Genomic DNA, 20,918 nt, shown 5'->3' on the forward strand with positions numbered 1-20,918 from the left:
TCCGGCAGGTGTGCACTTATGTGGGCGCGCAAGGCGCCGGCAAGCTCGCTTCCTCCAGCCCGTTCGAAGCTGCTTCCGGCGCGCACACCACATAGGCGACAAGACGCTGCTCGCCGCCGGGGCCCTCGTGCGCCACCACCACCGCCTCGCGCACGAACGGGTGCTCGCAAAGCCGCGCCGCGATCTCGCCCGGCTCGATCCGGAAGCCGCGGATCTTCACCTGGTCGTCGTTGCGGCCCAAAAACTCCAGATTGCCGTCCGGCAGGTAGCGCGCCAGATCGCCGGTGCGGTACAGCCGGTCGCCGTCCACAAAGGGACTGGCGATGAACCGCTCCGCGGTCAGCTCGGGCCGGTTCAGGTAGCCGCGCGCCACCCCCGCCCCGCCAATGCAGAGCTCCCCCACCGCACCGAACGGCACCAGCCCGCCATGATCATCCAGCAGATACACGCGCGTGTTCGCAATCGGGCGGCCAATCGGGACAATGGCCCCATCAAATCCATCGGGGCAACTCCAGGTCGCCGCACAAACTGTTGCTTCGGTCGGTCCATAAGCATTGATAATGGATGCTGGAGCCAGACTCCGGATGAGTTCTGCCTTCGGCAGCTCTCCAGCAAGAATGAGAACTTGCGATCCCAAGCCTTCCAGCTTCTGGCTTCCCTGAAGCAAGGCTGGAGGCAGCGTCGCGTGCGTGATGGCTTCGCTTCGCAGATAATCCGATAGCTTGTTACTCGCTTGACGGAGCTCATCCGCAGGCAAATGCAATGTGGCTCCCGAACCAAACGCCATAACAAGCTCCGAGGCGCTTGCATCAAAACCGAAGGAGGCGAACTGCACCACGCGGCTGTTGCAACAAACGCCAAAAAGCTCGATCTGAGCCAAGCTGAGATTGACCAAGCCGCGATGCTCGACCATGACCCCCTTGGGGGTGCCTGTGGATCCGGAGGTGTAGATCACATAGGCGAGATGGCGCGAGGTGAGGCCAAGCGCACGCGGGTCCGGATCCGACGCCGGCAGATTTGCCCATTCCGGCGTCGCCGCCAGATCCACCACCGTCAGATCGCCTAGCGCATCGTCGCCCAGCGCCGATCGCCCCGCTGCATCGGCCAGCAGCACTCGCGGCGCCGCATCGTCGAGAACCTGCCGCAGCCGCGCCGGCGGATAGGCCGGATCCAGCGGCAGATAGGCGCCCCCCGCCTTAAGGATCGCTAAAAGCCCGACCACCATCGCCACGCTGCGTGCAACGCAGATCGCCACCGGCTGATCCGGCCTGACCCCGAGCCCGATCAGATGATGCGCCAGCTGGTTGGCATGCGCATTGAGCTCGCCATAGCTGACGCGCTGGTCCTGATAGACCACCGCCACCGCCTCCGGCGCTTTTTGCACCTGCGCCTCAAACAGCTCATGGATGCACTGCTGCTCAGGATACGTCACCGCCGTCCGGTTCAGTTCCTCCAGCAGATACGCGCGCTCGTCGGCCGCCAGCAGCTCAATCCGCCCGACCGCTTGGCGCGCATCGGCAACCATCGCCTGCAGCAGCGCCAGCAGATAGCCTCGTTGCCGCTCGATGGTCGCCTGATCGAACAGCGCCGTGGCATAACCCAGCGTCCCAGCGATCACCTTACCCTGCTCGCCAAGGCTCAGCTCCAGATCGAACTTGACCTGATCGAAGCCGTCTGCCGCCGCCTCCACCATCAGCCCAGGAAGGTCGAACGTCCCAGCGGCGTTGTTCTGCCAGGCCAGCATCACCTGGAACAACGGCGTGTGATCAAGAGCCCGGGGCGGCTGCACGATCTCCACCACCTGCTCGAACGGCAGGTCCTGGTGCTCCTGCGCTCCCAAGGCCGTGCGCCGCGTCCGCTCCAACAGCTCCGACACGCTCGGCTCGCCCGACAGGTCCAGCCGCAGCGCCAGGGTGTTGACGAAGAAGCCGATCAGCTCTTCGATCTCGCGGCGACCGCGATTAGCGCTCGGCACGCCAATCACAAGATCGTCCTGTCCCGACAGGCGCGACAGCACCGCAGCCCAGGCTGCCAGCACCGTCATGAACAAGGTCGTGCCATGCTGCCGGCTCAGCCGCTTCAGCTCCCGCGTCAGCTCCGCATCAATAACGATCGGGACCGTCGCCCCCGCAAACGACTGCTGCGCCGGCCGCGGCCGGTCTGTCGGCAGCGCCAGACGGGCCGGCGCGCCAGACAGATTGTTGCGCCAATACTGCGCCTGGCGCTGCAGCCGCGCGCCCGACAGCCACTGCCGTTGCCAGGCGGCATAGTCCGGATACTGGATTGCAAGCGGCGGCAGCGGATCGCCTTCTCCGGCCACGAACGCCCGGTACAGCTGACTGAGTTCATGCGCCAACACGCCCAGCGACCAGCCATCCGAGACAATGTGATGCTGCGTTAGCAGCAAGACGTGCTCCTCATCTAAGATCCGGATCAGCCGGCCGCGGATCAGCGGGCCACGCGCCAGATCGAACGGCGTGCGCGCCTCTTCCCTGCACAGACCCAATAGCGCCTCGTCCGCATCCGGCCTGTCCCGCAGATCGTGCTCCACAACCGGCAGCCCCGCATCCTCCGGCAGCAGCTCCACCCAGGGCTTGCCCTCCGGCGCGACAAACACGCTGCGCAGCGCCTCATGGCGCGCCAACACACGGTCAAGGCTGCGCTGCCAGGCGCTGCGGTCGAGCCCACCCTTGAGCCGCCACCCGAGCGGAATGTGATAGTTCGTGCTGCTCTGATCCAGCTGCGCCAAAAACCACAGCCGCTGCTGCGCAAAGGACAGCACAAGCGGCGCTTCACGCGACACCGGCACAATGGCTGGCAGGTCTTGCGCGCCGGAGCGGCTCAACTCATCCATGATACTCGCGGCCAGATCGGCCAGCACCGGTTTGGCAAACAGCGTGGTCAGCGGCAGTGTGAAGCCAATGGCCTGCGAGACCCGGCTCAACAGCTGCACCGCCAAGAGCGAGTGCCCGCCGAGCGCAAAGAAGTCGTCGTGGCGTCCGACCCGCTCAACACCCAGAAGCTCGGCCCAGATCTGTGCCAGCGTGATCTCGATCTCGCCTTGCGGCGCCTCATAGGCGGCGCGCGCATACGCCTCATCGTCCGGCGCAGCCAGCGCCTTGCGGTCCAGCTTGCCATTCAGCGTCAGCGGCAGCGCCGCCAGCCGCACGAACGCCGATGGCACCATGTACTCCGGCAGGTGTGCACTTATGTGGGCGCGCAAGGCGCCGGCAAGCTCGCTTCCCTCCAGCCCGTTCGAAGCTGCTTCCGGCGCGCACACCACATAGGCGACAAGACGCTGCTCGCCGCCGGGGCCCTCGTGCGCCACCACCACCGCCTCGCGCACGAACGGGTGCTCGCAAAGCCGCGCCGCGATCTCGCCCGGCTCGATCCGGAAGCCGCGGATCTTCACCTGGTCGTCGTTGCGGCCCAAAAACTCAAGATTGCCGTCCGGCAGGTAGCGCGCCAGATCGCCGGTGCGGTACAGCCGGTCGCCGTCCACAAAGGGACTGGCGATGAACCGCTCCGCGGTCAGCTCGGGCCGGTTCAGATAACCGCGCGCCACCCCCGCCCCGCCGACGTAGAGCTCCCCGACCGCGCCAAATGGAGCCGGCGCACCATGACCGTCCAGCAGATACACACGCGTGTTCGCAATCGGACGGCCAATCGGGACAATAGCGCCATCAAACTCATCCGGACAACTCCACGCTGTCACGTCGATCGCAGCTTCCGTCGGACCGTAGAGATTGTGCAGGCCCGTCCAAGGCAAGAGGCGCCGAACCTTATGCACACTGGCGGCAGGAAGCGCCTCGCCGCTGCATAAAACACGCCGCAGCGACCTGCAGCGGTCAACACTCTTCGCATCCATAAAACTGACCAGCATGGATGGCACGAAGTGAACCGTCGTGATGCGCTGGCCGATGATCAAGTCGACCAATGCGTCGGGATCTCTGTGCGCACCGGGCGGCGCCAGCACCAGGATTGCCCCTTCAAGCAAGGTCCAGAAGAACTCCCAGGCCGAGACATCGAAGCTAAATGGCGTCTTCTGCAACACGACATCAGTTGCGTTGAGACCATAGGCATTTTGCATCCACATCAGGCGATTGACGATAGCCCGATGCTCATTCCGTGCCCCCTTGGGCGTGCCTGTTGATCCGGAGGTGTAGATCACATAGGCGAGATGGCGTGAGGTGAGGCCAAGCGCACGCGGGTCCGGATCCGATTCCGGCAGGCTGGCCCACGCCGGTGCCGCCGCATCGAGCTCCACCACGCTCGCATCGACGCCCACATCGCCCAAGGCGGCGCGCCCCGCCGCATCGGCCAGCAACAGGTGGGGCGCCGCATCCTCCAGCACCTGGTGCAGCCGCGCCGACGGATAGGCCGGATCCAGCGGCAGATAGGCGCCACCGGCCTTAAGGATCGCTAAAAGCCCGACCACCATCGCCACGCTGCGCGCAACGCAGATCGCCACCGGCTGGTCCGGCTTCACCCCAATTGCAATCAGATGATGCGCCAGCTGGTTGGCCCGTGCGTTGAGCTCGCCATAGCTGACGCGCTGGTCCTGGTAGACCACCGCCACCGCATCCGGCGCACGGCGCACCTGGGCCTCGAACAGCTCATGGATGCATCGATCCGACGGATAGGCCGCAGCCGTCCGGTTCAGCTCCTCCAGCAGATACGCCCGCTCGTCCGGTGGCAGGATGTCCAGCTCCCGCACGGGCGTGGTCGGCGCCCGCTCCAGCGCCTCCGCCAGCTGCTCGAGCGCGCGCTGCATGTAGCCGCAGACCCGATCCGCTGAGACGCCCTCCGTCACCTGCGCCGTCAGCCCGAGCGCCTCGCCGAAATCCTCCACCGACAAGGTCAGCGGATAATTGGTGCGCTCCTCCTCGCCCAGCCATTCCACGCCGACCAGACTGCCATCGCTTGCACTGGCGACTGCCGCGGTGTTGTGGCGGTAGTTCAACAGCGCGCTGAACAGCGGCGCCGGCGCCGCAACGGCGCTGCAGCGTTGCGCCAGCGCCAGCGAGGCCTGCTCGTGGGCCAAGAGCTCGGCCAGCCGGGCATGCGTGGTTCGCACGCTCGCCTCGACCGCGGTCCCATCAAGATCAAGCCGCAGCGGCAGCGTGTTGATGAACAGCCCCATCGCGCGGTCGGCGCCGGCGCCGCCATGCATGCGGCCGAACAGCACCGTGCCGAACACCACCTGCTCGCGGTCGCTGCTGCGCGCCACCACCTGACCCCAGGCCAGATGGCACAGGCTCGCCAGGCTCACCCCCAGCCGCCGCCCCTGGCTGCGCAGCCGCGCGCTGAGCGCCTGCGGCAGCATCCGTTGTGCCTCACGAGTCCCGCTGCCGTCGCCCTGGACCTCGCACAAGCCAAAGGGCGTGCACGGCTCATCGATGTCACCCAGCATCGTCCGGAAGAACTCTTCATGCGCCTTTGCTCCAACGTCCAGCCGTGCCGCCGCCACCAGGTTGCGGAACGGCTGCGGCGCTGCCAGCTCATCCTCGCGTCCCTCGAGCACGGCCCGGACCTCGGCATGCATCAGCTCCAGCGTGGTGTGATCCCCGATCAGATGATGCTGCAGCTCCAGCAGCAGCCAGCGCCCGCTGCCGGGCTCGCGCGCGATCACAAACCGCAACAAGGGCGCTCGGCCAAGCTCGATGCGCTGCTGGCGCGGATCAAACCGAGCCTTAAGCTGCGCGGCGCCAGGACCAGCAGCGCCATCCAGCTCGACCTCGCTCACCTCCAGCGGCGCGTTCCGCCATACCACCTGAGCCGGGCACGACAGCCCTTCCCAGACAAATGACGTCCTCAGGATATCGTGCCGATCCACCACGCGCTGAACCCCGGCAAGATAGCGCTCCAACAGGTCACGATCGGCAAACGCCATCTGCGAGACCAGCAGGTACGGATCGCCCTTTGTCGCCAACAGATGATGGAACAGGATGCCGTCCTGCAGCGGCGACAAGCCATAAATGTCCTGGATGTTGCCGACGCCGCCCGGCACCGTGGCGACGATCCGGTCGATCTCGCCCTGCGTCAGCTCAATCAGCGGCAGCATCGCTGGCGTGATCGCCGGACTCTGTTCGGTGATCCGATTGGCCGGGACCGCCACCTCCTGATGACTGCCCAGGCTTGCGGCCTGATCGGCCAGCACCGGCGTGGCGAACAGCGTGCGCACCTCGACCCCCAGCGCCAGCCGCCGCAGCCGCTCCAGCAGTTGCACCGCCAACAGCGAGTGCCCGCCGAGCGCAAAGAAGTGGTCGTGGCGTCCGACCCGCTCAACACCCAGAAGCTCGGCCCAGATCTGTGCCAGCGTGATCTCGATCTCGCCCTGCGGCGGCTCATAGGCGGCGCGCGCATACGCCTCATCGTCCGGCGCAGCCAGCGCCTTGCGGTCCAGCTTGCCGTTCACCGTCAGCGGCAGCGCCGCCAGGCGCACAAACGCCGATGGCACCATGTGGTCCGGCAGGTGCGCACTTATGTGGGCGCGCAAGGCGCCGGCAAGCTCGCTTCCATCCAGCCCGTTCGAAGCTGCTTCCGGCGCGCACACCACATAGGCGACAAGACGCTGCTCGCCGCCGGGGCCCTCGTGCGCCACCACCACCGCCTCGCGCACGAACGGGTGCTCGCAAAGCCGCGCCGCGATCTCGCCCGGCTCGATCCGGAAGCCGCGGATCTTCACCTGGTCGTCGTTGCGACCCAAAAACTCAAGATTGCCGTCCGGCAGATAGCGCGCCAGATCGCCGGTCCGGTACAGCCGGTCGCCGTCGACAAAGGGACTGGCCATGAACCGCTCCGCGGTCAGCTCGGGCCGGTTCAGGTAGCCGCGCGCCACCCCCGCCCCGCCAATGCAGAGCTCCCCCACCGCACCGAACGGCACCAGCCCGCCATGATCATCCAGCAGATACACGCGCGTGTGCGCAATCGGACGGCCAATCGTCTCAACGACAACGTCCCCCCTTCGCACGCAGATCCAGGTTGAGTACGTGGTGGTTTCAGAAGGCGCGTACAGATTACAAATCTTCTGGACCCGACTGCTCGCAAAGATCTTCTCGATCAGTTCCGCTCTCAGCCACTCGCCCGCCAAATTGACGACGCTGGTCGAAGCCGGCACTGCTTTCCTGTCGACCAGAGCGGCGATCGCCGAGGGCACTGTGTTGATCAAAGAGATATCCAAAGACCTCTCGGCCAGCGCCAGCGCATTCTCGACAAGGTAAAGCGTGCTTCCTTGCGAAAGCGGAACGAAGCACTCATAGACGGACAGATCAAAACTGATCGAGGTGGCAAACAGCGTGCGGCTGATCTCTGATGCCGTAAACACGTCGCTGCTCCAATGCAGCAGGTTCACCGTGCTCGCATGCTCAATCATGACGCCCTTGGGCGTGCCTGTTGATCCGGAGGTGTAGATCACATAGGCGAGATGGCGTGAGGTGAGGCCAAGCGCACGCGGGTCCGGATCCGACGCCGGCAGGCTGGCCCACGCCGGTGCCGCCGCATCGAGCTCCACCACGCTCGCATCGACGCCCACATCGCCCAAGGCGGCGCGCCCCGCCGCATCGGCCAGCAACAGGTGGGGCGCCGCATCCTCCAGCACCTGGTGCAGCCGCGCCGACGGATAGGCCGGATCCAGCGGCAGATAGGCGCCACCCGCCTTGAGGATCGCCAGCAGCCCCACCACCATCATCGGACTGCGCTGCAGGCAGATCGCCACCGGCTGGTCCGGCTTCACCCCAATTGCAATCAGATGATGCGCCAGCTGGTTGGCCCGCGCATTCAGCTCGCCATAGCTTAGCCGCTCCTCCTCATGGACCACCGCCACCGCATCCGGCGCACGCCGCACCTGGGCCTCAAACAGCTCATGGATGCACACGTCCGACGGATAGGCCGCAGCCGTCCGGTTCAGCTCCTCCAGCAGATACGCCCGCTCGTCCGGTGGCAAGATGTCCAGCTCGCGCACGGGCGTGGTCGGCGCATGCTCCAGCGCCTCCGACAGCTGCTCGAGCGCCCGCTGCATGTAGCCGCAGACCCGATCCGCCGAGATAGGCTCCACCACCTGCGCCGTCAGCCCGAGCGCCTCGCCGAAATCCTCCACCGACAAGGTCAGCGGATAATTGGTGCGCTCCTCCTCGCCCAGCCATTCCACGCCGGACAGCACATCATCGGGTGCAGAGGCGGAGACCGCCATTGGCGTGTTGTGGCGGTAGTTCAACAGCGCGCTGAACAGCGGCGCCGGCGCCGCAACGCCGCTGCAGCGTTGCGCTAGCGCCAGCGAGGCATGCTCGTGGGCCAAGAGCTCGACCAGCCGGGCATGCGTGGTTGGCACGCTCGCCTCGACCGCGGTCCCGTCAAGATCAAGCCGCAGCGGCAGCGTGTTGATGAACAGCCCCATCGCGCGGTCGCCACCCGCCCCCCATGCATGCGGCCGAACAGCACCGTGCCGAACACCACCTGCTCGCGCCCGCTGCTGCGCGCCACCACCTGACCCCAGGCCAGATGGCACAGGCTCGCCAGGCTCACCCCCAGCCGTCGCGCCTGGCTGCGCAGCCGCGCGTTCAGCTGCTGCGGCAGCATCCGCTGCGCCTCTCGAACCCCGCTGCCGTCGCCGCGCACCTCGCTCAAGCCGAACGGCGTGCTCGGCTCGTCGATGTCTGCCAGCAGCTCCCGGAAGAACGCTTCATCCGCCTTTGCATCAGCGCCGAGATGCGCCTGCGCCACCAGATTGCGGAACGGCTGTGGCTCGGTCAGCTCATGCGCCCGCCCCTCCAGCTCAGCGCGGACCTCGGCACGCATCACCTCCAGTGTGGTGTGGTCTCCGATCAGATGATGCTGCAGCTCCAGCAGCAGCCAGCGCGCGCTGCCGGGCTCGCGCGCGATCACAAACCGCAACAAGGGCGCTCGACCAAGCTCGATGCGGTGCTGGCGCGGATCAAACCGAGCCTTAAGCTGCGCGGCGCCAGGACCAGCAGACCCGTCCAGCTCGACCTCGCTCACCTCCAGCGATGCGTGGCGCCACACCACCTGGGCCGGGCGCGACAGCCCCTCCCAGACGAACGAGGTGCGCAGAATGTCGTGCCGGTCCACCACCCGCTGGACCGCAGCAAGATAGCGCTCCAACAGGTCACGATCGGCAAACGCCATCTGCGAGACCAGCAGGTACGGATCGCCCTTTGTCGCCAACAGATGATGGAACAGGATGCCGTCCTGCAGCGGCGACAAGCCATAAATGTCCTGGATGTTGCCGACGCCGCCCGGCACCGTGGCGATGATCCGGTCGATCTCGCCCTGCGCCAGCTCAATGAGCGGCAACATCTCTGGCGTGATCGCCATACTCTGTTCGGTGATCCGATTGGCCGGGACCGCCACCTCGTGATGACTGCCCAGGCTTGCGGCCTGATCGGCCAGCACCGGCCTGGCGAACAGCGTGCGCACCTCAACCCCCAGCGACCGCCGCCGCAAACGCTCGATCAGTTGCACCGCCAACAGCGAGTGCCCGCCGAGCGCAAAGAAGTGGTCGTGGCGTCCGACCCGCTCCACACCGAGCAGCTCGGCCCAGATCTGTGCCAGCGTGGTCTCGATCTCGCCCTGCGGCGGCTCATAGGCGCGATGCGCATACGCCTCATCGTCCGGCGCCGGCAGCGCCTTGCGATCGAGCTTGCCGTTCAGCGTCAGCGGCAGCGCCGCCAGCCGCACAAACGCGGCCGGCACCATGTAGTCCGGCAGGTGTGCGCCCACATGCGCCCGCAACGTGGCGGCCAGCTCAGCTCCACCGCCATCCGGCTCATCCGATTGAGCTTCAGGCGCACACACCACATAGGCCACCAGCCGCTTCTCGCCGGCGCCATCCTGCTGGGCCACCACCACCGCCTCGCGCACGAACGGGTGCTCGCAAAGCCGCGCCGCGATCTCACCGGGCTCGATGCGGAAGCCGCGGATCTTCACCTGGTCGTCGTTGCGACCCAAAAACTCAAGATTGCCGTCCGGCAGATAGCGCGCCAGATCGCCGGTCCGGTACAGCCGGTCGCCGTCGACAAAGGGACTGGCCATGAACCGCTCCGCGGTCAGCTCGGGCCGGTTCAGGTAGCCGCGCGCCACCCCGCCCCGCCAATGCAGAGCTCCCCCACCGCACCGAACGGCACCAGCCCGCCATGATCATCCAGCAGATACACGCGCGTGTTCGCAATCGGGCGGCCAATCGGGACAATGGCCCCATCAAACCCATCGGGGCAACTCCAGGTCGCCGCACAAACTGTTGCTTCGGTAGGTCCATAAGCATTGATAATGGATGCTGGAGCCAGACTCCGGATGAGTTCTGCCTTCGGCAGCTCTCCAGCAAGAATGAGAACTTGCGATCCCAAGCCTTCCAGCTTCTGGCTTGCCTGAAGCAAGGCTGGAGGCAGCGTCGCGTGCGTGATGGCTTCGCTTCGCAGATAATCCGATAGCTTGTTACTCGCTTGACGGAGCTCATCCGCAGGCAAATGCAATGTGGCTCCCGAACCAAACGCCATAACAAGCTCCGAGGCGCTTGCATCAAAACCGAAGGAGGCGAACTGCACCACGCGGCTGTTGCAACAAACGCCAAAAAGCCCGATCTGAGCCAAGCTGAGATTGACCAAGCCGCGATGCTCGACCATGACGCCCTTGGGGGTGCCTGTGGATCCGGAGGTGTAGATCACATAGGCGAGATGGCGTGAGGTCAGGCCAAGCGCACGCGGGTCCGGATCCGACGCCGGCAGATTTGCCCATTCCGGCATCGTCGCCGCCAGATCCACCACCGTCAGATCGCGTAGCGCATCGTCGCCCAGCGCCGATCGCCCCGCTGCATCGGCTAGCAGCACTCGCGGCGCCGCATCGTCGAGAACCTGCCGCAGCCGCGCCGGTGGATAGGCCGGATCCAGCGGCAGATAGGCGCCACCGGCCTTGAGGATCGCCAGCAGCCCGACCACCATCGCCACGCTGCGCGCAACGCAGATCGCCACCGGCTGGTCCGGCTTCACCCCAATTGCAATCAGATGATGCGCCAGCTGGTTGGCCCGTGCGTTGAGCTCGCCATAGCTTACGCGCTGGTCCTGGTAGACCACCGCCACCGCATCCGGCGCACGGCGCACCTGGGCCTCAAACAGCTCATGGATGCATTGCTCCGCAGGATACGGCGCCGCCGTCCGGTTCAGCTCCTCCAGCAGATAGGTGCGCTCGTCCGCTGGCAGGATGTCCAGCTCCCGCACGGGCATGGTCGGCGCCCGCTCCAGCGCCTCTGCCAGCTGCTCCAGCGCCCGCTGCATGTAGCCGCAGACCCGATCCGCTGAGACGCCCTCCGTCACCTGCGCCGTCAGCCCGAGCGCCTCGCCAAAATCCTCCACCGACAAGGTCAGCGGATAATTGGTGCGCTCCTCCTCGCCCAGCCATTCCACGCCGGACAGCACATCATCGGGTGCGGAGGCGGAGACCGCCATTGGCGTGTTGTGGCGGTAGTTCAACAGCGCGCTGAACAGCGGCGCCGGCGCCGCAACGCCGCTGCAGCGCTGCGCCAGCGCCAGCGAGGCCTGCTCGTGGGCCAAGAGCTCGGCCAGCCGCGCGTGGGTGGTCCGCACGCTCGCCTCGACCGCGGTCCCGTCAAGATCAAGCCGCAGCGGCAGCGTGTTGATGAACAGCCCCATCGCGCGGTCGCCACCCGCCCCCCCATGCATGCGGCCGAACAGCACCGTGCCGAACACCACCTGCTCGCGCCCGCTGCTGCGCGCCACCACCTGACCCCAGGCCAGATGGCACAGGCTCGCCAGGCTCACCCCCAGCCGTCGCGCCTGGCTGCGCAGCCGCGCGTTCAGCTGCTGCGGCAGCATCCGCTGCGCCTCTCGAACCCCGCTGCCGTCGCCGCGCACCTCGCTCAAGCCGAACGGCGTGCTCGGCTCGTCGATGTCTGCCAGCAGCTCCCGGAAGAACGCTTCATCCGCCTTTGCATCAGCGCCGAGATGCGCCTGCGCCACCAGATTGCGGAACGGCTGTGGCTCGGTCAGCTCATGCGCCCGCCCCTCCAGCTCAGCGCGGACCTCGGCACGCATCACCTCCAGTGTGGTGTGGTCTCCGATCAGATGATGCTGCAGCTCCAGCAGCAGCCAGCGCGCGCTGCCGGGCTCGCGCGCGATCACAAACCGCAACAAGGGCGCTCGGCCAAGCTCGATGCGGTGCTGGCGCGGATCAAACCGATCCTTAAGCTGCGCGGCGCCAGGACCAGCAGACCCGTCCAGCTCGACCTCGCTCACCTCCAGCGATGCGTGGCGCCACACCACCTGGGCCGGGCGCGACAGCCCCTCCCAGACGAACGAGGTGCGCAGAATGTCGTGCCGGTCCACCACCCGCTGGACCGCAGCAAGATAGCGCTCCAACACGCCACGATCGGCAAACGCCATCTGCGAGACCAGCAGGTACGGATCGCCCTTTGTCGCCAACAGATGATGGAACAGGATGCCGTCCTGCAGCGGCGACAAGCCATAAATGTCCTGGATGTTGCCGACCCCGCCGGGCACTGTGGCGACGATCCGGTCGATCTCGCCCTGCGCCAGCTCAATCAGCGGCAACATCTCTGGCGTGATCGCCGTACTCTGTTCGGTGATCCGATTGGCCGGGACCGCCACCTCCTGATGACTGCCCAGGCTTGCGGCCTGATCGGCCAGCACCGGCGTGGCGAACAGCGTGAGCACCTCAACCCCCAGCGACCGCCGCCGCAAACGCTCGATCAGTTGCACCGCCAGCAGTGAGTGCCCGCCGAGCGCAAAGAAGTGGTCATGGCGTCCGACCCGCTCCACACCGAGCAGCTCGGCCCAGATCTGTGCCAGCGTGATCTCGATCTCGCCTTGCGGCGCCTCATAGGCGGCGCGCACATACGCCTCATCGTCCGGCGCAGCCAGCGCCTTGCGGTCCAGCTTGCCATTCAGCGTCAGCGGCAGCGCCGCCAGCCGCACGAACGCCGATGGCACCATGTACTCCGGCAGGTGCGCACTTATGTGGGCGCGCAAGGCGCCGGCAAGCTCGCTTCCATCCAGCCCGTTCGAAGCTGCTTCCGGCGCGCACACCACATAGGCGACAAGACGCTGCTCGCCGCCGGGGCCCTCGTGCGCCACCACCACCGCCTCGCGCACGAACGGGTGCTCGCAAAGCCGCGCCGCGATCTCGCCCGGCTCGATCCGAAAGCCGCGGATCTTCACCTGGTCGTCGTTGCGGCCCAAAAACTCCAGATTGCCGTCCGGCAGGTAGCGCGCCAGATCGCCGGTGCGGTACAGCCGGTCGCCGTCGACAAAGGGACTGGCGATGAACCGCTCCGCGGTCAGCTCGGGCCGGTTCAGATAACCGCGCGCCACCCCCGCCCCGCCGACGTAGAGCTCCCCGACCGCGCCAAATGGAACCGGCGCACCATGACCGTCCAGCAGATAGACCACCGAATTCCGGATTGGTCGTCCCAGTGGCACCCGCTGCTGGCCATCGAAGCCAGCAGGCACCGGGTAGCAGAGACTGAAGGTGGTGTTCTCGGTCGGGCCGTAGCCATTTGAGATTCGCAGCGTCGGATGTCGCTTCTGACATGCTCTGATGGAACTGGCTGAGACCTCTTCGCCCCCGACCAGCAGTTGCTGCAGCCCACTGGTGCTCCGCCCCTCCGCGACATAGACGTCGAACAACCGCGCAGTCATCCAAGCGATAGTGATGCCTTGGTCTTGGATGATCCGGGCCAGCGTTGCCGTCGAGAGATAGCGTTCAGGATAGAGCACAACACTGGCGCCGTTCGCCAAGGCTCCCCAGACTTCGAACGTGGTCGCATCGAATGTCGGCGAGGAAGCGTTGAGAAAAACGTCCTGCGGCGAGATCTCGACGAAATCGTTCTCCGACACCAGACGCACCACTCCGCGATGCTCGACCATGACCCCCTTGGGGGTGCCTGTTGATCCGGAGGTGTAGATCACATAGGCGAGATGGCGTGAGGTGAGGCCAAGCGCGCGCGGGTCCGGATCCGACGCCGGCAGGTTTGCCCACGCCGGCATGGCCGTCTCCAGATCCACCACGCTCACATCGGCCAGCGCATCGGCGCCCAGCGCGGATCGGCTGGCCGCATCGGCCAGCAGCACTCGTGGCGCCGCATCGTCGAGAACCTGCCGCAGCCGCGCCGGTGGATAGGCCGGGTCCAGCGGCAGGTACGCCGCGCTCGCCTTGAGGATCGCTAAAAGCCCGACCACCATCGCCACGTTGCGCGCAACGCAGATCGCCACCGGCTGGTCCGGCCTGACCCCGAGCCCGATCAGATGATGCGCCAAGCGGTTGGCCCGCGCATTCAGCTCGCCATAGCTTAGCCGCTCCTCCTCATGGACCACCGCCACCGCGTCCGGCGCACGGCGAACCTGTGCCTCGAACAGCTCGTGGATGCACAGGTCCGACGGATAGGCCGATGCCGTCCGGTTCAGCTCCTCCAGCAGATACGCGCGCTCAGCGGATGACAAGAGTTCAATCCGCCCCACCGGCTGCCGCGGATCTGCCCTCACAGCACATAGCAAATTTTGCAAGTGCTGGGTCATACGGTCGATATGCTTGGGCTCCAAGCGACTTGCATCAAAGTGCCATCGAAAGCTCCCATCTAGAGCGCAAACCTCAAATGTTAACGCCTCACCGGGCAGGGCTGCCTCAGAAGTCGGGCTCGAAGCTAGGTCACCAGTGGCAGACTCGCCACTTACAGTAAGCATAACGCCAACGGGCCAGGGCCGGCGCAATCGTAACGCCTCCACACCGAGCAACGTTGGGCAGCGCGCGATAAGATCTCGCGCGAAGCTATCCTGCTCCTTCAGCTGAGCGAATTCGGCCGCCACCACCGTGCGCGCCTCTGCAAAATCATTGTCGAGATCGATGGTAATTGCCATCGGCACAACAGAAGCGACAAGCACCTCGAGCGCTTTCAAGCCCGCTCGCGATCCACTCGGCGCGGGAGTCCATCCCAATTGAAGCTCTAATTCTCCCGTGATGCGGGCTAGGTAGATCAGCCAAGCCGTTAGCAAGAATTCCGTGCGATTACTGGGAGACAGCTCAGCCAAAGCACCTGGAATTCGCCATGAACTCAACTGCCATTGAGGTGCAGCCAAAGCTACTGAAGACGACAAAAAGGAAAGCTGGGATGTTTTGAACTGTTCAAGCCGCCGTCGCCAAAAACTCTCACGAGGCGCCAACATTTCATGCGCAACCGTTATGCTCCGCGCCTCGTCATCGCTCAGAATCGGGAGGCGGTCGCCTACATGGGAATCAGAACGCCTCGCGAGTGCCCGCGCATCCAGAGCCTTACCATGCAAGCTGCTAAGCCAAACATCAACATCCTCTGTCCCTGTCGCCACACGCCAGTGGCTGGGGTGGATCTCAACTAAAGACCCCGCAGCAAAGCCCGAGCGCCGAGCCGTCACTTCCAAGCGCCTGACGACGATAACGTCATCGCCAACGAGAGCCTTGGACAACCCCAATGGATTGGTATGATACGGGCCAAAGTCTAAGGCGCGCGTCATCGCTTCCAGATCTTGTGCGGATCGATCCCATCGCAGACAGCCCCCAGCATCTGGGCGTCGACCTTTCGGGAAAAAGCTTCGGTCCGCTAGCGCTTGCGGACGAGCACTAAGCTCTCCATTTGTTAAGCCAGTTAGAAGCTCGCGGAAGCCATCGATAGCAGCCTCATAACATTTGAGATTCAGCGTCAGCGCAGTATCGCTCGTCGCAATCAACACTTGGCGTTGGACGACCAGCTCACCAGTACCAACACCGTGATCGATACGATGCCACGTGATGCCATGTTCGGTCTCTCGGGCAAGAAGCGCCCAAGACGTCGCATGAGTTCCGGCATATCGCGGCAACGGACCGTCGTGGTAATTGAAAGCGCCTCTACGCGCTTTCCCAAACACATCTGCTGGCAATATGAACGGATTGGCAACGGAAAATATCCACTCGACTGGCTCGGCGTTGAGCAGCGCAGATAGCTCTTCAATGCTCGTCACACACAAGATATCGGCGAGAGCGGCCCAATCGCGGAATATGGCGTCGGCACACAGCGCCGCCCGGATCACGTGGCCCATCTCCATCACTAGCTGAGCACATCTAATAGCTAGCGTACCACCACCAACAAAGATGCAAGAGCCAACCGGTGTAGCAAGTTTCATCTGAACTCTTAGACAGGGGTTACGATGAAGGCCGTAACGGATCACCCCGCATTTCAAGCAATCGACATACCAATGACGCTGCGAGCGTTTCCGGAAGAAACAACGCGCGCCTCGCTCGAAATGCCGCTGTCGGACTTGGGACATCGACGTCCTGAACCAGACACAGCTCAGCACAACAATACGGACGTCATTGGCGACGATCACCGCATGGGCGTCCGCAAAGTCGTCGGAAGCTCTGCAACAGCCGCCGTCATCACCGCGCGTACAGCAGAATCTCCTTGGCGCTCACGTTAAGTAACGGACGCGCCAATGACCTTCTGCGAACTCATTCTGAAGAAAACAATTCGCTTCTCGCCGGGCTGCCAGAATTTTGCCGTCATGCCGTCGGGCTTGGGACATTAACGCCTTGAACCGAACAGAGCTCAACACAACAGCACGCGCCGTCAACAGCGACGACCACTCAAGATCGGGCGCCCGCGCCTTGCCCGAATTGCCTTTGCGAGCCAAAATGCTGGCCGCTGCTTTCTCCAGGTGGTCTGCTCGTCGAGTGAGAGAGGGTCCTGCGGCAGGGATTCCGCTCGATGTTGCAAAGTTCGCCACGCATCGCGTTTTCGCAGATTGGCCGGGGCTCGGCACTAAGTAGCGTTTTCGCTTAATGCCCGCTGACGTCTGTGGCACGGCCCTTGCTCGTGAGGCGACGAAAGCGACGAAGAACGGGTCCACGGCGAATGTCGCAACCACAACTGACTCCTGATCTCTCACATCGGCGCATGCTGTTGACCCTTGGGTGCAGCGGCTTGGATGTGACTTGCGTGATCGAGGCACTCAGTCGAGACTGTGTCATTTTGATTCGTAATGTCTCACCGAGCGAGGCGGACGGCCTCGTACATCAAATTGCCGGTGAACTGGGATTGCAAAAGAAGCTAGAGCTGGAGGCCGGCTTTTCCGATTTTCTTGGTCACCGACGGCGGATCAACAAATACTTCATGAGCGTTAATTCCCGAGATGATTATCAGTTTGTCACCCCGCATTCCGAAGGAGATAGAATATCTAATATGCAGTTGTCGTGCTTTTATTGTTTCGAAAATAGTAAAGACGGAGGAGAAACAATCCTATTGAACATCGATGACACAAGTGAGGCATGGGGACTTTTACGAGAAAAAACGACAAAAATATTACCTGGATCAAAACCATTGTCTCGGGGCATGATCACTCGTGCCAAAGCACTTTATCGTCTGAGCTCGCCGGATGACTATTTGGTACCAGATGACCAAATAGTAGCCGAGGTGAAATCCGAGATCCCGGGCCTTTTGCTGGCGATTGTTATGGCAAGGCCGAAAAGAAGCTTTTCCCTTCTCCTAGGGCGCGATGTGAATGTCCTTTGGGATAACATTGGTAGTGTTGACCAAAGCTGTCTTCACTTTTTCGTTCGGATGTTGCAGGAGCGCGAACTTCTCAAGTTCCCGCCGGACGGTTTTGAGTTGCACCAACTGGACCCCGTTAATGCAGGACGGAGCTGGTGTTCAGGCGCCGATTACGAGAAACTTTTTTGTGACGAGATTATTCTCAAGCTAAAACCAGGGGACCTTGTTATTCTGAACAACCTAACTTGGGCGCATGCGGTGAACAATTGGACATCGGCACCGGGCACTCGAAGGATAGCCGTGGCATTGGCCTAGCGTAGTCCCCACTTTTCCTGAAAGTTGTGTCTTGCTTCAAGGGTGCATGAGCAGCAGCCCTGAGCGACAGCGATTAGCCTGACGAAGGAGTGACCTGCCACTGCTTTTCATCCAGCGGCAGTTAGAGTCTCGGGGTTTTTGCAGCGACACCGAAGTTTTGCAGCGAGACCGAAGTTTGGACCACTCAGAACTAGAGTTTTGCGCCTCTTGCAGCGAGGCCGAACTTTGGACCATCCAGAATTAGAGTTTTTCGCCGTGATCACGTTGGCGGGCTGGTTGCGCCGACGTGGGTGTGCAGCAAAATCGGTCGTCGATTGCCGATTGCCCCATGGCGCCGTTCTTCATTGTAGTAGCTGCGCCAAGTCTCCACTTTTTGCTGGGCGTCCGCAAGAGATAGGAACCAGTGGGCGTTGAGGCATTCGGCCCGGAAGCGGCCGTTGAAGGCCTCAATGAACGCGTTGTCGGTTGGCTTACCGGGCCGCGAGAAGTCCAGCGTCACACCGCGCTGGTAGGCCCAAAGGTCCAGATCGCGCGACACGAACTCGCTGCCTTGATCGACGCGGATCGTTGCCGAGAATCCCACTTCCTTGCAGGCCCTTTCCAGCACCCCCACGACATCGGTGCCGCGGAAGGTGAACCGTGGCGCCAGCGCCGGCGAGAAGCGGGAGTATCGACAATCGTGAGCACGCGCAGCTTGTGTCCGGTCGCCAACTGGTCATGGACGAAGTCCATCGCCCAGGTCTCGTTCGATCGCGTCGCCGCCCTGCGATCATCGCGCAGTTCGGCCTTGACCCGGCGCTTCGGCGTTTTGTTGCGTAATTGCAGGCCCAATTCGCGATAGAGGCGCCGCGTCTTGTTCTGGCCATGGCGCCAGCCTTCACGACGCAGCAGGACGCGACGATAACCGTAGCGAATACGAACGTGGCAGATCTCCTTGATCTTCTGTTCGAGGGCAGCCTGGCCGGGGCAACGGGATTCGTAGTGGTAGGTCGACCGATCGAACTCGAGGGCTTCGCAGGCCTTGCGGATCGAGACCTGCCACTCGCCACAGACCTCGTTGACCAGCTTGCGCTTCCAGCCAGGCTTGATAGCTTTCGGCGGATCACGTCCTGCAGCATCTCCTTGTCGAGGCTGAGATCGGCCACCAGCTTCTTCAGCTTGCCGTTCTCCTCCTCGAGCTGCTTCAGCCGGCGGATCTCGGTCGGCAGCAGACCGTCATACCTCTTCTTCCAGTTGAAATAGGTCGCCTGGCTGATCCCGGCCTTGCCGGACGTGCAGCGCATGTATTACCCCGCTGATAGCGTCGATAACTGGTCCGATGATCGAATCTGGAACGAGCTGCAGGCTCGGGTAGGCGGCCACGGGTTCGAGCTCAAGACGGGTCCGATCTTTCAGAAGGGGATCATTGCCCTCCGCTCCTTCGTCTGCGACCGGAACGGCCTTAGCCGTGTTAGCTGCCGCGATGCCTCAAGATTTATTTTTGCCAGCCAATATTGCCCTTGAACTTATTGGTATTCCTGTTGGTATCGGCCGCAATCGACCACGAAAACCTTCAATTGGTTATGTGACTAGTCGATTTTCGGCCAGGGGAATTGAACCAGCACGTCGGCGCGCAGCATCAGGCGCGGGGCGTCAGGAGAACTAACGCCCTCTTCTTATGGCCGGTCATCGAACCGGCGTCTGCCGCTGAGAGGAAGTTCCGAAACGAACACCGCAGTCCTGCGGTAGGCGTCATCATGAAGCTCTTCAAGATGCTCGATGATCGGCCTCAACGCTCTCCAATTTGCCGCGGCATCACATCGATCCTCGGATCGGATTGATGACCTGGACCCCGGCAAAATCTTTCTCGTTGTCCGTTACCACGACGCAGTCGTTCGCAGCGGCCACGGCGGCGATGATCATGTCGAGCCCGCTGCGTGGCCGGCCGGCGGCTCGCCCTTCCGCCATTAATCCCGCCCAGACGAGGCCCGCTTTCTCGTCGAACGGCAGGATGCGGCCCGCGAACAAAGCCTGAGGCCCCTCGGGACCTGAGAACCAGGCGTCGAGCGCTGCTCGTCTTTTGCCGTTTGGCTTCTCCAGGATGCCGCGACGGATTTCGGCGAGGGTAAGCGAGGTGATGAACAAATGCTCGTCGCGCTGTGCCGCCATCCAAGCCAGGAGCGATTCCGATGGCTGCGGCTTGACGACATTGCTGATGATGTTGGTGTCGAGAAGATAGCGTGTCACAGGTCGACCTTGCGCCCTTCTTCACGTGGGCGCGTCACGTCGAGATCGGCGCCAACGAGCGGTGAGCGACGCAACGCGGTCAGGATGCCACCAGGCTTCGGTGGCTCGCCAGAGACGGCCTGTTGCACCGTGCGCCGAAGATGCCCAGCTTCTGGCCCTTCCTCGGTCAACTTACGGGCAAGCGTTCTGATGAGGTCGCGGTCGGCCTCGAGGGCCTGGAGCTCGAACCGCACGATGCCCCGCTTGGTCAGCCGAGATCGGTATTTTTCGATCGCCCTTTTCTGCGCACTATTGCTCACCGACCGCCTCCATAGTATATCTGGTTATATAGCCGAATTACGGATTTGCCGCAAGATTGCAATTGTCCTGTGTGGTGTCAGCAGCGGCGATATGAGGGCGGTGCATTGACCGACGTTGGGATCAACCAAATTGCAGCTCCGAGAGGCGATCACGAAAATGTTCTTCGTGCGCTCGACTTTGCGATTTCCCGACGGGCTACGCTTCGCATCTTGAATCGGCGCACGACTACGACGCAACACGTTGATATCGCTGAATGTTCTTTCTTGCGTTGCCGCCGCGACTCGTCATCTTTGTCACGATGCGGAGCGATCCGCGCAACAGCAAGGACGCCGCGGTGGCGCGACCCAGAGGAACAAGGGCAGAAAAGCCTCGCATGGTCGCCGATGTGGCGCCCGAAGCCACGGTTGAGTTCGTCGCGTCCAAGCCAGATCCTCGCCTTGTCAATCTGGTGCGACTGCTCGCCCGGCAAGCCGCGCGGGACTTCGTTCAAGCCGAAACTGACAGCCGGAAGCGTGACCGTCCCCGGGACTAAGGAGGC

7 protein-coding genes and 3 pseudogenes are annotated in these 20,918 nt (G+C 63.6%); 3 read left to right on the top strand and 7 right to left on the bottom strand.

Annotated elements, in window-relative coordinates:
• Positions 1-16 precede the first annotated feature (16 nt).
• The 4 genes and pseudogenes from P6U29_RS34910 to P6U29_RS34925 form a co-directional block, all read right to left on the bottom strand.
• The gene (locus P6U29_RS34910; RefSeq protein ID WP_407119502.1) at positions 17-7,963 is read right to left on the bottom strand and encodes an amino acid adenylation domain-containing protein; all 7,947 of its coding nucleotides are present in this window, start codon (positions 7,961-7,963) and stop codon (positions 17-19) included.
• A 15-nt stretch (positions 7,964-7,978) separates the two neighbouring features.
• A pseudogene (locus P6U29_RS34915) lies at positions 7,979-10,050 on the bottom strand (condensation domain-containing protein); the annotation flags it as partial.
• Positions 10,051-10,079: 29 nt separating this feature from the next.
• Positions 10,080-14,486 carry an amino acid adenylation domain-containing protein gene (locus P6U29_RS34920; protein ID WP_407119503.1) on the bottom strand — a complete coding sequence of 1,469 codons (4,407 nt, stop codon included), beginning with the start codon at positions 14,484-14,486 and terminating at the stop codon, positions 10,080-10,082.
• A 1,260-nt stretch (positions 14,487-15,746) separates the two neighbouring features.
• Positions 15,747-16,319, bottom strand: a pseudogene (locus P6U29_RS34925) (formyltransferase family protein); the annotation flags it as partial.
• Between P6U29_RS34925 and P6U29_RS34930 the strand changes: the two are divergent.
• Together P6U29_RS34930 and P6U29_RS34935 are read left to right on the top strand one after the other, a co-directional pair.
• Positions 16,200-16,469, top strand: coding sequence for a hypothetical protein (locus P6U29_RS34930; RefSeq protein WP_407119613.1), 270 nt, complete (start codon positions 16,200-16,202; stop codon positions 16,467-16,469). The pseudogene P6U29_RS34925 and the gene P6U29_RS34930 overlap by 120 nt on opposite strands.
• 518 nt (positions 16,470-16,987) lie before the next feature.
• Positions 16,988-17,854 (top strand): hypothetical protein, encoded by an 867-nt coding sequence (locus P6U29_RS34935; protein WP_128942680.1) that lies wholly within the window; start codon positions 16,988-16,990, stop codon positions 17,852-17,854.
• Between the two features lie 259 nt (positions 17,855-18,113).
• Here P6U29_RS34935 and P6U29_RS34940 read toward each other — a convergent pair.
• The 3 genes and pseudogenes from P6U29_RS34940 to P6U29_RS34950 form a co-directional block, all read right to left on the bottom strand.
• Positions 18,114-19,119: pseudogene (locus P6U29_RS34940) on the bottom strand (IS3 family transposase); the annotation flags it as partial.
• A 529-nt stretch (positions 19,120-19,648) separates the two neighbouring features.
• Complete coding sequence (locus tag P6U29_RS34945) at positions 19,649-20,080, bottom strand: PIN domain-containing protein (RefSeq protein WP_407114734.1); 432 nt, start codon at positions 20,078-20,080, stop codon at positions 19,649-19,651.
• A complete protein-coding gene (locus tag P6U29_RS34950; protein WP_407114735.1) occupies positions 20,077-20,379 on the bottom strand; it encodes a hypothetical protein in 303 nt (100 codons plus the stop codon). The genes P6U29_RS34945 and P6U29_RS34950 overlap by 4 nt, the downstream gene beginning before the upstream one ends.
• A gap of 254 nt (positions 20,380-20,633) precedes the next feature.
• On the opposite strand from P6U29_RS34950, the gene P6U29_RS34955 reads away from it, so the two are divergent.
• Positions 20,634-20,912 carry a hypothetical protein gene (locus tag P6U29_RS34955; RefSeq protein WP_407114736.1) on the top strand — a complete coding sequence of 93 codons (279 nt, stop codon included), beginning with the start codon at positions 20,634-20,636 and terminating at the stop codon, positions 20,910-20,912.
• The last annotated feature ends 6 nt before the right edge of the window (positions 20,913-20,918 follow it).

The sequence above is a fragment of the Bradyrhizobium sp. LMG 9283 genome (genome assembly GCF_045571415.1).
Classification (GTDB): Bacteria; Pseudomonadota; Alphaproteobacteria; order Rhizobiales; family Xanthobacteraceae; genus Bradyrhizobium.

Coding starts and splice junctions, on each gene's coding strand:
- P6U29_RS34955 (WP_407114736.1), top strand. CDS start 20,634: ATGTTCTTTCTTGCGTTGCCGCCGCGACTCGTCATCTTTGTCACGATG.
- P6U29_RS34930 (WP_407119613.1), top strand. CDS start 16,200: ATGAAGGCCGTAACGGATCACCCCGCATTTCAAGCAATCGACATACCA.